Here is a 12687-nt window from a genome sequence, read left to right as displayed (position 1 = left end):
GATATAATTTGATTATAAATACAATATTAATTTCACTGCTTGTTAATATTATTGCTATATTCATTTTTTTCATTAGGTATAGCACATTAAATAAAAAATATTATATTGGTAAAAATAATATAAATAACACCGGAGACTTTTATGACTATTTTGGATACAACAATCCCTATGACAATAGAATATTTGTGGAGAAAAAAGTTTCAATAGGTATGACTATAAATACAGGAACTTTAAAAGGTAGAATTACAGTGTTAGGAATTTTGCTTTCGACCTTTTTGCTTATATTCTTTTCAATGTTTGCAACTGGAACAAGTGATTTCAATTATGATTTAAATAATAGTTATTTAAAAGTGTCTTCTAATATCTACAAGGATGAAATTAAATTAAAGGATATAAAGAATATAGAATTTGAAAAAATAAAGGAATTCCCTAAAGGATATAGGTCAAATGGAGGAAGTAATTCAAAACAAAATTTTGGAAGTTTTAAATTTGAAGAATGGGGAAGCGTTAGACTGTATTCCTACAATGACAATGATTTTCATATTGTAGTTGATACTAAGAATCAGAAATATATTTTTAATGAAAGTACAAAAAAGGAAACGGAAGAGCTATATAATTCCATAAGGGGTAAATTAGAGTAATTTTTGTTCTTTAAAATAAAATATATAAAAGGAAGTGGACTATGATTTTTTTCTTTATAGTAATAATGATTTTAATAATTGGAGGCTATATATTTGCCTATAGAGCCTATTACAAGAGTACAAATTACAGAGATGGGAGAGTTATGCTAGTAAGTATTCCCTATGAACACAAGGACGATGAAGGTATTAAGCTTATTACCGAAAAATCTAAGAAGGTAATAAAAATAATAGGAATTTTTCATAATTTGCTTATGCTCATGTACTTCTATGGTTTATATTTTTCGGATTTTAATAAATATCTATTTAATGAATACTTTGCCTTTACCTTAATTCTTATATTAATGTTGCCCTTAGTAGTTTTGCAGGTATACCTAAATAAAAATCATAAGCAGATTAAGAAAATTAAAAGTGATAATAATTGGGCCCTAGTAACTGAATATGAAATTGAAGTTGATACTAGAATACTTGCCGATAATTTAAAAGGTAAATATAATAAATTACTACATTTAAGCTTAATATTAACAATAATAATTGGAATTTTGTCTTTTTTATTAAAATCTAAAGTTGAATTATTTGAAATATTGGTTTTATTATTAAATGTTAATTCATTAAATCTTGTAATGATTTTAATTCTTAAATTGGATAATTACATAAAGATTTCTGACGATTATAAGGAAAATTATAAGGCTAATAAGGAAAAAATAGAATACAACTATAATTTAATCTATAAATTGATTTTAATTGATTTTATACTTATTTTTGCCTATATAATATTAACCTACTCATTGGGTTATATGAATTATGTATTTATTTTCCTAAATATATTTCTTATAATTTTATGGATTCTATTCATAATAGTCTTTTATAAAGTAAATAAGAAATATGAGATAAGCAATAATAATATTTCAAAAGCCGGAGATTTTTATGACTATTATGGTTATAACAATCCCTATGATAATAGAGCAATGGTTAATTCCCTTGTATCTAGTGCAGGTACGGAAGTTAATAGGGGAAATATTAAGGGAAAGATGATTAATTTGCTTTCTTCCTTATTTTTAATAGTCATTTTAGTAGGTTCCGTAATTTTTTTACATGATACAATATATGCAAGTATAGATTATACAATTGAGGATAATAAATTGGAAATAGAAGTTTCCACCTTTAACTCAACAATAAATCTTAAGGAAATAGATTCCCTTGAGTTTAAGGAAGAAATAGATTTTGAAAATGCCTATAGAATTATAGGAAATGCCATGGAAAATTATAGTGCTGGCTCATATAATTTAAAGAATTACGGAAATGTTACACTATATAGCTATAATTATGTAGACTCCCATATAGTTATTAAAGCAAAGGGAAAAACATATATTTTCAATGAAGATACAAATAATAAAACAGAAAAATTATTTAATAAAATTACAAAATATATAGATAAATAGTGTAGTTTAAAACTTAACAGCAAGTAATTCTTGCTGTTTTTTCTTGCAAAATTATTAAGTAGCATTATAAAAACGTTAATAAATATACTAATAAATTCAATATATTATTGATTTTATTAGTATATATTGATAAACTTAGATAGAATGTATTTAATTAATTATATGAGGTGAACAATGGATATTAGAAATTTAGCGGTAAACACAATTAGAGTATTGTCTGTAGAAGCTGTACAAAAGGCTAAGTCAGGTCATCCTGGAATGCCAATGGGAGCAGCTCCAATGGCCTTTACACTTTGGAATGACGTTATGAATCATAATCCTAAAAATCCTAATTGGTTTAATAGGGACAGATTTATTTTATCAGCAGGACATGGTTCTATGTTGCTTTATTCGCTATTACATTTATTTAACTATGGTTTAACGATAGATGATTTGAAAAACTTTAGACAATTAGATAGTAAGACTCCAGGACATCCGGAATATGGACATACAGTTGGAGTAGAGGCTACAACAGGACCTTTAGGCCAAGGATTAGCTATGGGAGTAGGTATGGCTTTAGCAGAATCCCATTTAGCAGCAAAGTATAATAAACCGGGTTTAAATATAGTTGACCATTACACATATGTTATTGCCGGTGATGGATGTATGATGGAAGGAATTACAAATGAAGCATCATCTTTTGCTGCAGCAAATAAACTATCTAAATTAATCGTACTTTATGATTCTAATAATATTTCTATTGAAGGTAGTACCGATATTTCCTTTACAGAAAATGTTAGAGCTAGGTATGAAGCTTTAGGTTGGGATACTTTTTATGTAGAAGATGGAAAATCCCTAGACGATATTTTAGCTGCTATAAATGAAGCTAAGAAAACAGATAAACCATCTTTAATAGAAATAAAAACCAAAATTGGTTGGGATAGTGCTAAGGAAGGATCTGCCTCAGCTCATGGTGAACCTTTAGGCGACGATAATATTGTTGATTTTAAAAATAAAATCGGCTGGGAATATGAAGAAGAATTTTATGTTCCAAAAGAAGTTAGAGAATATATTTCTGAAAGTAGTAAAAAAGGCGAGTTAAAAGAAGAAGAATGGAATAAATTGTTAGAGGAATATAAAAACAATTATCCGGAAGAAGCTAAAGAATTTTTAATGTCCCTAAAGAAGGATTTATCAGATGATGTTTTTGATGAAGAGTTTTATAAATTTGACAAGGACGATGCATCAAGGGGGTATTCAGGAACATTAATAAATAGACTAGCTGAAAAAATTCCTTATTTAATTGGTGGCTCAGCAGATTTATCTCCATCAAATAAGACTGAAATGAAAAATACTAGTTATTATAGTCCAACTAATAGAGAAGGAAAAAATATTCATTTTGGTGTTAGAGAATTAGCCATGAGTGCTATTTCAAACGGAATAAGCTTACATGGTGGATTATTGCCATATTGTGCTACCTTCTTGGTATTTAGTGATTATGTTAAACCTACAATAAGATTGTCAGCATTGATGAATCAACAGGTATTGTATGTATTTACCCATGATAGTATTGGTGTTGGGGAAGATGGACCAACACATCAACCAATTGAACAAATGGTTATGTTAAGATCAACACCGAATATTTCAACTTTCAGACCGGCTGATGGCAAAGAAACTGCTGCTGCCTATGAGTATGCTTTAAAGAAGAAGGATGGACCAACGGTTTTTGCCTTAACTAGACAAAAATTAGAAAATCTGGAAGAAACCGGAAAAGATGCACTTAATGGCGGTTATGTATTAAAGGATTTAGGAGAAAGAATAGACATTATTCTAATGGCTTCCGGTTCAGAAGTAAAACTTATTTGTGATGCTGCTGAAAGAATTAATAAATTAGGTTATGGAGTTAGGGTTGTTTCAATGCCTAGTCCAGATGTTTTTGATAAACAATCAGAAGGATATAAAAACTCTGTTTTACCTAAAGAAGTAAGTAAAAGAGTTTCTGTAGAAGCACTTTCTACTTATGGATGGGATAAGTATGTAGGACTAGACGGAATAAAAATAGGAATGGAAGGTTTTGGAGCTTCTGCACCTGCAAATTCATTATTTGATAAATTTGGTTTTACAGTAGAAAATATTGTAGAAAAAGCTTTAAGTATCTTAGATTAAATTTAAACCATACAAATTATTTTTGTATGGTTTTTTTATATATATTATTGTTATTTTACAACATATATATTTTACTTAGGTATCATAAAAAGAAATATTGAAATTTATTTGACAATTATAAATAAATAGTATATTCTATTTTAAAGGAGAAATCACTATGAAAACTTTATTATTTAAAATTGAATTAAATAATTTAATGCATCACAGCCATCTATAATTGTATATGGCTATATTGTAGTGTTGAATTTTTATTGTTATAGCCACTATTGTAGTGGCTTTTTTTATTTTTAAATCCTAATTTAATGTTATAGTAATAATAATGAATTAATTAATAAATAAGTAAATTTGAGGTGAAACATGGATAAATATTTTATTAAAGGCTCGGAATATATTTTCGGTGAAAAAATTAATGAAATAAATAATATTGGTAATATAATTTTAGATAAGGCAAAAGATGCAGGCTATAAACAAGTAAGTACACCTTACTTTGAGGACTATGAAGTATATAAAAATTATGACAAATTAGATAAATTAAATATGACAAAAATAATAGATAAAGATGGGAAAATTTTGGTTTTAAGGCCCGATGCAACTATACCTATTGCTAAAATAGTATCTTCTAAATTTGAAGATGAAAAGGAAATAGTAAAATTATGCTATTTAACAACAATTTTTAGGGAATATAAAAGCCCTAAAAGTTATGGAAGGGATTTTTTACAAGGAGGAGTTGAACTTTTTGGCAAAGACTCTTCTGAAATAGATTATGAAGTAATAAATTTAGCAATAGATATGTTAAAAGAAATTGGATTTAATAATATTCAATTAGACATTGGAAATATCGCTTTTCAAGAAGGCTTTTTTCAATCTTTAAATATAGAAAGTCATATTAAGGAAAATATAAAAAAACTAATTGAAACTAAAAACATTAACGATATTAGAGAATATGTTGAGCCTTTAAGCATAAAAAGAGAAGATAAGGATTTTATTTATGCCCTACCAAAATTATTTGGTGAATATGATGAGATTATTAGTAAGGCTAAAGAATACTGTAAAAATAGTAATATGACAAGGGCTTTAGAGAGAATAGAGAATATATATGAAATTATTAATAATAAAAAACTGGACATAAAAGTTAAGTTAGATTTATCTTTTACTAATAATTTAAATTATTATACTGATTTAATTTTTAAAGTCTATGCCGGTTCCCTTCATGTCCCTGTTGTAAGTGGAGGTAGATGTAATAATTTAGCTGAAGATTTTGGAAAATATAGGCCTTGTTGCGGTTTTGGTATTAATGTTAATTTAGTTGATGAGTATTTAGAGGACGATAAATACGATGACGTTATTCATATAGCTTTAGCAAAGGGAAGAGTCCATAAACAAGCTATGAAAAGGTTTGAAGAGTGTGGATTAATTTTTCCCGAATACAGTGAAAAAAGTAGAAAGTTGTTATTCTTAGATAAAAGTAAAAAAATTGAAGTTATACTTGTAAAATCTCAGGATGTACCAATTTATGTTGAAAATGGAGCAGCAGATATTGGAATTGTCGGAAATGATATTTTGTTAGAGGAACAGTATAAGGTATATGAGTTAATGAATTTAAATATTGGAATTTGTAGAATGGCAACTGCTAAAATAAGAAATACCGAAATTGATTATAATAAAAAGGTTTTAGTTGCTACTAAATATCCTACAATAACTAAAAACTTCTTCTCTAAAAAAGGTGTACCTATTAATTTAATAAAGTTAAACGGTTCTGTAGAATTAGGCCCTATTGTAAAATTATCTGATGTAATTGTAGATATAGTTGAAACAGGTGGAACTCTTAAAGAAAACAATTTAGTTGAAGATGAAAAAATTTTGGATATTTCCTCTAGGCTAATATGTAATAAAGTTGCTTTAAAAACGAAAAACAAACAAGTTGGCAATATAATGGGAATTTTAGAAGAATTAGAATTAAAAAATTAGGAGAGGTATTATGAGAATAATTGAAATTAAAGACGGTATGAATAAAAGAAAAACTTTAAATGAATTATTAAAACGGGAAGATGAAGACAATTTAGAAATAGAAAATACCGTTCGAGATATTATTAATAATATAAAAAGAAATGGAGACGTTGCCTTAAAGGAATATACCTATAAATTTGATAGGGTAGAATTGGAAAATATTAAAGTTTCTAAGGAAGAAGTAGAAGAAGCAATAGATATAGTAGGAGAAGAATTTTTAAATATTTTAAAAGAAGCATCTGAAAATATAAGAATATACCATGAAGAAGAAGTAGAAACTACATGGTTTAAAGATTTTGGACCAGGAATAAAATTAGGCCAAAAAATTACTCCTATTAAGCGTGTTGGTTTATACGTACCTGGAGGTACAGCTGGTTATCCTTCAACGGTTTTAATGACAGCAATACCGGCAAAAGTTGCCGGAGTAAAATCTTTAGCTATGGTTACACCACCGGATAGTAGTGGAAAAGTAGATCCATATATTTTAGCTGCAGCCTATGTTGCCAATATAGATGAAATTTATAAGGTAGGTGGAGCTCAAGCAATTGCTGCTTTAGCCTATGGTACTGAAACAATAGAACCTGTATATAAAATAGTAGGGCCTGGAAATATTTTTGTTGCTACTGCTAAAAAACAGGTTTTTGGGAAAGTGGATATTGATATGATTGCCGGACCAAGTGAAATTGGAATCTTAGCAGATGAAAAGTCCAATCCTAGAATAATTGCAGCTGATTTATTATCGCAAGCAGAGCATGATGAAATGGCAGCACCGATTTTTATTACTACATCTAAGGAACAGGCAGAAAAAGTTGAAGAAGAAGTCTATAAACAAATAGAAAAATTACCTAGAAAGGATATTAACTTAAAGTCTATTGAAAATTATGCCTTAGGTATAATAGCTAGAAATAAGGATGAAGCTATTGAGTGGATGAATGAATTTGCACCAGAGCACTTAGAAATCCTATATGATAACCCTGAAACTTATTTAGATAAAATAACTAATGCAGGAGCAATTTTCTTAGGAGAATATTCTCCGGAACCTGTAGGTGACTATTTTGCCGGACCAAACCATACTTTACCGACAAGTGGAACTGCTAAGTTTTCATCACCTTTAGGTGTATATGATTATTTTAAAAGAAGTAGTATTATACAATATAATAAAGATGCATTGGAAAAAGTAGGGGATAAGGTACAAAAATTCGCTAAAAAAGAAGGCTTATTTGCCCATGCCAATGCTATAGATATAAGATTTCAAGAGGACTAATATGAGTGAGAGATATTTAAAAAAATGTTTAAGGGATTTTAGTAATTATGAAACTAAAGCAATTAAGGAAAAATATGTTGTAAATGCAAATGAAAGTCCCTTTAATATTATAGAAGAAGAAAATATTAAAAATACAATTGTAAATATAGTGAAAGACTACGATTTTAATCGTTATCCAGACCCAATGACAAATGAATTACGTGAAGAATTAGCAAATTTTTTAAATATTAAAAAAGCTAATATTATTTGTGGAAATGGTGGAGATGAAATTATTAATCTAATTATTATGACTTTCATCGAACCGGATGATTATGTAGTAGTTCACAGTCCCAGTTTTGAAATGTATAATATTAGTACAACTATTAATAATGGGAAAATAATTAAAGTAAGGGATAAAGATAATTATATTATTAATACAGACAAAATTATTGAAAAAGCAAATAAAAATAAGGCAAAAGTAATATTTTTATGTGTTCCTAATAATCCAACAGGCTATTTAATGCCAAAAGAGGAAATAGAAAAAATTATTAATAGTACAGATTCAATTATAGTTCTTGACCAAGCATATATTGAATTTTCATCCTTGGGACAGTTAAATTATCTAGACAATAGTAGGGTTATTGTAATTAGAACATTATCAAAATTATTCGGTTTAGCCGGACTAAGAATTGGCTACGGAGTTGGTAATGAGGAAGTAATAAATTGTTTAAATAAAGTTAAACCACCTTATAATGTAAATGGATTAACCCAAAAGATAGCTACAGAAGTATTAAAGAATAGAGAATTTATTTTAGAAAGAATTAATTTCTTTAAAAATGAAAGAGATAGAATAATTCAGGAATTAAGGAAACATGAATATCTAACAGTTTATGATAGTAATACAAACTTTGTATTAGTAAAAGTCAGTCCCGATAAAATCGATAATATTTTACAGAACTTGGAAAACAATAGTATTTTAGCTAAAGTTTATAAGGAAAGACCGGAGCTTGATAATTGTATTAGAATTTCAATTTCTAATACTGAAGTAAATAATTTAATTATAAAATCTTTTAATTGTAGGAGCGAAAATGAATAGAATTGCCAATGTAGAAAGAAATACTTTAGAAACTAATATAAAAATAGAACTGGATATAGATGGAAATGGTTTATTAAAAGGTAAAACAGGTATAGGCTTTTTTGACCATATGTTAAATTTATTGGCTAAACATGGAAACTTTAATTTGCAAATTTATACAAAGGGGGATACCTATGTAGACAATCATCATTTAATTGAAGACATAGGCATTGTTTTAGGTGAATGTTTAGTAAAAGCATTAGGCAATAAAGCAGGTATTAATCGTTATGGGTCCTTTACTTGTCCAATGGACGAAACTCTAACTACTGTAGATTTAGATTTAAGTGGAAGGGGATACTTGGTTTATAATGTTAAGTTAAATAGAGACATGATTGGAGAGTTTGAAACGGAGATGTTAAAGGAATTTCTTTATGCATTAGCTATTAATGGTAGGTTTAACTTACATATAAATAACCACTATGGAGAAAATGACCACCACAAAATAGAGTCAATATTTAAGGCAATGGGAAGGGCTTTAAGAATTGCTTGTAAAATAGAAGATGGCAATATGGATATACCTTCAACAAAAGGAGTAATATAATGTTAATTTTACCAGCAATAGACTTAAAAAACAGACAATGTGTAAGACTTCATCAAGGAAAAGAAGAGGAAGTAACATATTATTTTGATAATCCTGTGGAAGTTGCCAAGGATTTAGAAAAAAAAGGTGCTAAATATTTACACATTATAGATTTAGATGGGGCCTTTAGTAATGAAAATAGAAATTATGATATTATTGAAAAAATAGTGAAGGAAATTTCAATTCCAATACAAGTTGGTGGGGGAATTAGATCTGAAGAAATTGTAAATAATTTAATTAATCTAGGTGTTAGTAGGGTTATACTTGGTACAGTAGCAGTTGAAAACCCAAAACTGGTTAAATCACTTATAGAAAAACATGGTGATAAAATTGCTGTTTCCGTTGATTGCTATGGGGAACAGGTAGCTATAAAAGGTTGGGTAGAAAAAACCGATATAAATATTTTTGATTTTTGTAAGGAATTGAAGAATATTGGTTTAAAGACAATAATCTATACAGATATAAAAAGAGATGGTACCTTAGAAGGACCAAATATTGAAATTCTAGATAAACTACAAAAAGAATTTGGCGATAATATTATAGCTGCCGGTGGTTTAAGTAATATTGAAGATTTTTATAAATTAAAAGAAATTAACTTGTATGGTGGTGTTACAGGTAAAGCCTTATATGAAGGAAAAATCACCATGGATGAAATATCGAAATTTTCTTAATAGGAGTAAAATTGTGAAAAAAATAATAGCATGTTTAGATTGTAAAGACGGAAAATTAGTAAAGGGAGTACAATTTACAGATATAAAGGAAATCGCTGATCCGGTGGAAAGAGCAGCTTATTATATTGAAGAAGGCATTGATGAAATTATATATTACGATATTTCTGCATCAAATGAAGGTAGAAAAAATCAAATAGAAATTGCACGTAAAATTGCTGAAATTTGTAAAAGTAAAAACATTCCCCTTACTGTTGGTGGAGGAATCAGTAGCCTAGAAGATATACAGGAAGCCTTAGATGCAGGTGCAACAAAGGTTTCCATTAATACTGCAGCTGTTAAAAATCCACAATTTATTAAAGAAGCATCGGAGAAATTTGGCAAGGACAAAATAGTAGTTGCAATAGATGGTAAAAAAAATGAAAAAGGCTCTTGGGATGTATATATAAAAGGCGGCAGTGAAAATACAGGAATTGATGTAGTAGAATTTGCAAAAAAACTTGAAAAATTAGGCGCTGGCGAATTATGTATGAATTCCATAGATGGAGATGGTGCCAAAAAAGGCTATGACCTAGAGCTTACAAAACAGTTAAGAGATAATTTAACTATTCCGATTATTGCTTCAGGTGGTGCAGGTAAACTGGAGCATTTTAAAGAAGCCTTTAATGCAGGTGCTAATTCGGCTTTAGGAGCGTCGGTATTTCATTTTGATGAAATAGATATACATGATTTAAAAAGATATTTATTGTTTAAAAATATTGAAGTAGATTGGAGTAGTTATGAATTATGATTATAAAAGATATTAAATGGAATGAAAATGGTTTAATTCCCGCAATAGTGCAGGATGCAAAAACTAAAGAGGTTTTAATGTTAGCCTATATGAACGAAGAGGCTTTAGAGAAAACTTTAGAAACAAAATCCTCTTGGTTTTATAGTAGATCTAGAAAAGAATTATGGAATAAGGGAGAAACTTCAGGAAACACACAAAAAGTAGTGGAAATAGCACTGGACTGTGACAAGGATACAATTTTATTAAAAGTCCTACCTAATGGACCGGCCTGTCATACCGGAGAAGTATCTTGCTTTTTTAATGAAAAGGAAATATTTGAAGAAACAGTAGACAGAGAAATACTGTTTAAAGAATATGATATGATAAAAAATAGAGCTGAAAACCCAATTGAAGGCTCCTACACAAATTACCTATTAAAAGAGGGTGTAGATAAAATTTGTAAAAAAATTGGAGAAGAATCTGCTGAAACAATTATAGGAGCAAAAAATAATTCAAAAGAGGAATTGATTTATGAAGCTTCAGACCTGTTGTATCATTTAAATGTTTTACTTTATAACCAAGGGGTAACTCTAGATGATATAATGACAGAAATAACTAATAGATATAAATAAAGAGCTTCGAAAGAAGCTCTTTTATGCCTTTGCACAAGCAATTCCAAATTCTCTACATTTTTCCAAATCCTCATCTGAGGGATTATCATAAACTGCTAATGAGTCTGTAACTAATATAGCACCTAAATCTTTAGTTCTTTTCGTCCATTCCTCCATCCATTCACCATTATTCCATTCATATGAGCCAAACAAAGCCACTTTTTTGTTAGGAAGTTTATCTTCACATGATTCGAATAACTCTTCAAAACTGTCTTCCAATTCTTCATCGCCCATTGCAGGACATCCAAAAGCTATTACTTCATAATCATCAATCATATTAGCGTTAAAATCGTCACTAAAAAATAAATCATTTTCTGTATTAAGACAGTTAGCTCCTTCAATAATGGCATTTGCCATATTTTCTGTATTGCCTGTTCCAGTCCAAAATACAACTGCTAATTTTTTCATTTTTCACTCCTTTGTATTTATTTTTAATAAATTACAAATTAAAATCCAAATAGTAGTAATATTTCCAAAAGCTTGTACATTTTTGGAAAGAAAGAAGCTTTTGTTAATTCTAATTACTAGATATTTTTTAGTTTCCGTTAATGTAGGATCTTCTTTCTGGAAAATATTTTTTATTTCAATAAAGGGTAATTTACAAATACCCTAATTTCATGAAGAAATTCACCATTTTTTAAATTTATATTGTAAATATTTTATGGTCTTAAAACATCAATTTGAGGAAAAATATTTAGATAAAAATTTTTATTCTGCCTAAATTCAGTTTTTTTCTAAATCAAGAATATAAAATAATAATTTAGAATATTATTTTTAATTAGATAATGTTAATCAGCCTGGTAATTATAACGACATAGAGTAGGAGGAAATATAATTTTAAACATATTTTTCCAGTAATCCTATTCCTCTTTTTAAAATGATAATAAAGATTAACTACTCCTAAACTATGGCTTTAATCTTTTTAAAAGTCAGTAACAGTTATTAATTTGGCAGAGATTTAATATTTTATATAAATATAATCTAATACTTATATAAAAAAAGTATTTAATTGCTGTCTGTTAACTTGATAATAGGGCATAATTATGATATTATCGTAAGGAATGATATGTAGTGGGAGGTGCTCATGAAACAATTTCTTGAAATACTATTAGGTATAGTTAGTATTGTAATTATAGTAAGTGTATTATTCCAAGATTCAAAGTCAGATGGTTTAGCTTCTTTAACTGAAAGTTCAAATACAGGAGGATATGGAAGAAAAACTTCGAAAAATTATCTTATAGATAGAATTGTAATTGTTTGTTCAATTTTATTCTTTATAATAGCGTTAGCTTTAGCAATTTTATCTTAAATGAATTTATAAGACTTTAAAACTTTATGTAAATTTAGCGATTATTTATAATCGCTTTATTTTTATTAATTTATTATTTA

At 28.1% G+C, this 12687-nt stretch carries 12 protein-coding genes; 11 read left to right on the top strand and 1 reads right to left on the bottom strand.

Features of this window, described 5'->3' with window-relative positions; all coding sequences use genetic code 11:
* Positions 1–8: 8 nt before the first annotated feature.
* From JFY71_RS11250 to hisIE, 10 genes are all read left to right on the top strand, one after another.
* The gene (locus tag JFY71_RS11250; protein WP_243660873.1) at positions 9–641 is read left to right on the top strand and encodes a PH domain-containing protein; all 633 of its coding nucleotides are present in this window, start codon (positions 9–11) and stop codon (positions 639–641) included.
* 41 nt (positions 642–682) lie between these two features.
* Positions 683–2080: a PH domain-containing protein gene (locus JFY71_RS11245; protein ID WP_243660872.1), complete on the top strand. Its 1398-nt coding sequence runs from the start codon at positions 683–685 to the stop codon at positions 2078–2080.
* A 174-nt stretch (positions 2081–2254) separates the two neighbouring features.
* Positions 2255–4225, top strand: a complete 1971-nt coding sequence (tkt, locus tag JFY71_RS11240; protein WP_243660871.1) for a transketolase — start codon at positions 2255–2257, stop codon at positions 4223–4225.
* A gap of 357 nt (positions 4226–4582) precedes the next feature.
* Positions 4583–6193, top strand: coding sequence for an ATP phosphoribosyltransferase (hisG, locus tag JFY71_RS11235; RefSeq protein ID WP_243660870.1), 1611 nt, complete (start codon positions 4583–4585; stop codon positions 6191–6193).
* A gap of 10 nt (positions 6194–6203) precedes the next feature.
* Positions 6204–7496 (top strand): histidinol dehydrogenase, encoded by a 1293-nt coding sequence (hisD, locus tag JFY71_RS11230; RefSeq protein ID WP_243660869.1) that lies wholly within the window; start codon positions 6204–6206, stop codon positions 7494–7496.
* 1 nt (position 7497) lies between these two features.
* A complete protein-coding gene (gene hisC, locus JFY71_RS11225) occupies positions 7498–8571 on the top strand; it encodes a histidinol-phosphate transaminase (protein WP_243660868.1) in 1074 nt (357 codons plus the stop codon).
* Entirely contained in the window at positions 8564–9151 is a 588-nt protein-coding gene (gene hisB / locus JFY71_RS11220) for an imidazoleglycerol-phosphate dehydratase HisB (RefSeq protein WP_243660867.1), read from the top strand. Before hisC ends, hisB begins: the two co-directional genes overlap by 8 nt.
* Positions 9151–9861: a 1-(5-phosphoribosyl)-5-[(5-phosphoribosylamino)methylideneamino]imidazole-4-carboxamide isomerase gene (gene hisA, locus JFY71_RS11215; RefSeq protein ID WP_243660866.1), complete on the top strand. Its 711-nt coding sequence runs from the start codon at positions 9151–9153 to the stop codon at positions 9859–9861. The genes hisB and hisA overlap by 1 nt, the downstream gene beginning before the upstream one ends.
* Before the next feature lie 13 nt (positions 9862–9874).
* The gene (hisF, locus tag JFY71_RS11210) at positions 9875–10648 is read left to right on the top strand and encodes an imidazole glycerol phosphate synthase subunit HisF (RefSeq protein ID WP_243660865.1); all 774 of its coding nucleotides are present in this window, start codon (positions 9875–9877) and stop codon (positions 10646–10648) included.
* The gene (hisIE, locus tag JFY71_RS11205; RefSeq protein ID WP_243660864.1) at positions 10645–11259 is read left to right on the top strand and encodes a bifunctional phosphoribosyl-AMP cyclohydrolase/phosphoribosyl-ATP diphosphatase HisIE; all 615 of its coding nucleotides are present in this window, start codon (positions 10645–10647) and stop codon (positions 11257–11259) included. Before hisF ends, hisIE begins: the two co-directional genes overlap by 4 nt.
* A gap of 21 nt (positions 11260–11280) precedes the next feature.
* Here the strand turns inward: hisIE and JFY71_RS11200 are convergent, their stop codons facing one another.
* The gene (locus JFY71_RS11200; RefSeq protein WP_243660863.1) at positions 11281–11706 is read right to left on the bottom strand and encodes a flavodoxin; all 426 of its coding nucleotides are present in this window, start codon (positions 11704–11706) and stop codon (positions 11281–11283) included.
* 676 nt (positions 11707–12382) lie between these two features.
* Between JFY71_RS11200 and secG the strand changes: the two genes are divergently transcribed.
* Positions 12383–12607, top strand: a complete 225-nt coding sequence (gene secG, locus JFY71_RS11195; RefSeq protein WP_243660862.1) for a preprotein translocase subunit SecG — start codon at positions 12383–12385, stop codon at positions 12605–12607.
* The last annotated feature ends 80 nt before the right edge of the window (positions 12608–12687 follow it).

Origin of the sequence: Miniphocaeibacter halophilus, from assembly GCF_016458825.1 — a bacterium.
Classification (GTDB): Bacteria; Bacillota; Clostridia; order Tissierellales; family Peptoniphilaceae; genus Miniphocaeibacter; species Miniphocaeibacter halophilus.
The sequence above is the reverse complement of the archived record's forward strand: the minus strand, read 5'-3'. Positions and strand labels throughout refer to the sequence as shown.

What these genes read in the sequence shown, in the direction of transcription:
- hisG (WP_243660870.1), top strand. Translation starts at nt 4,583, where the DNA reads ATGGATAAATATTTTATTAAAGGCTCGGAATATATTTTCGGTGAAAAA.
- secG (WP_243660862.1), top strand. Translation starts at nt 12,383, where the DNA reads ATGAAACAATTTCTTGAAATACTATTAGGTATAGTTAGTATTGTAATT.
- hisA (WP_243660866.1), top strand. Translation starts at nt 9,151, where the DNA reads ATGTTAATTTTACCAGCAATAGACTTAAAAAACAGACAATGTGTAAGA.
- hisB (WP_243660867.1), top strand. Translation starts at nt 8,564, where the DNA reads ATGAATAGAATTGCCAATGTAGAAAGAAATACTTTAGAAACTAATATA.
- tkt (WP_243660871.1), top strand. Translation starts at nt 2,255, where the DNA reads ATGGATATTAGAAATTTAGCGGTAAACACAATTAGAGTATTGTCTGTA.
- JFY71_RS11200 (WP_243660863.1), bottom strand. Translation starts at nt 11,706, where the DNA reads ATGAAAAAATTAGCAGTTGTATTTTGGACTGGAACAGGCAATACAGAA.
- JFY71_RS11245 (WP_243660872.1), top strand. Translation starts at nt 683, where the DNA reads ATGATTTTTTTCTTTATAGTAATAATGATTTTAATAATTGGAGGCTAT.
- hisIE (WP_243660864.1), top strand. Translation starts at nt 10,645, where the DNA reads ATGATTATAAAAGATATTAAATGGAATGAAAATGGTTTAATTCCCGCA.
- hisC (WP_243660868.1), top strand. Translation starts at nt 7,498, where the DNA reads ATGAGTGAGAGATATTTAAAAAAATGTTTAAGGGATTTTAGTAATTAT.
- hisD (WP_243660869.1), top strand. Translation starts at nt 6,204, where the DNA reads ATGAGAATAATTGAAATTAAAGACGGTATGAATAAAAGAAAAACTTTA.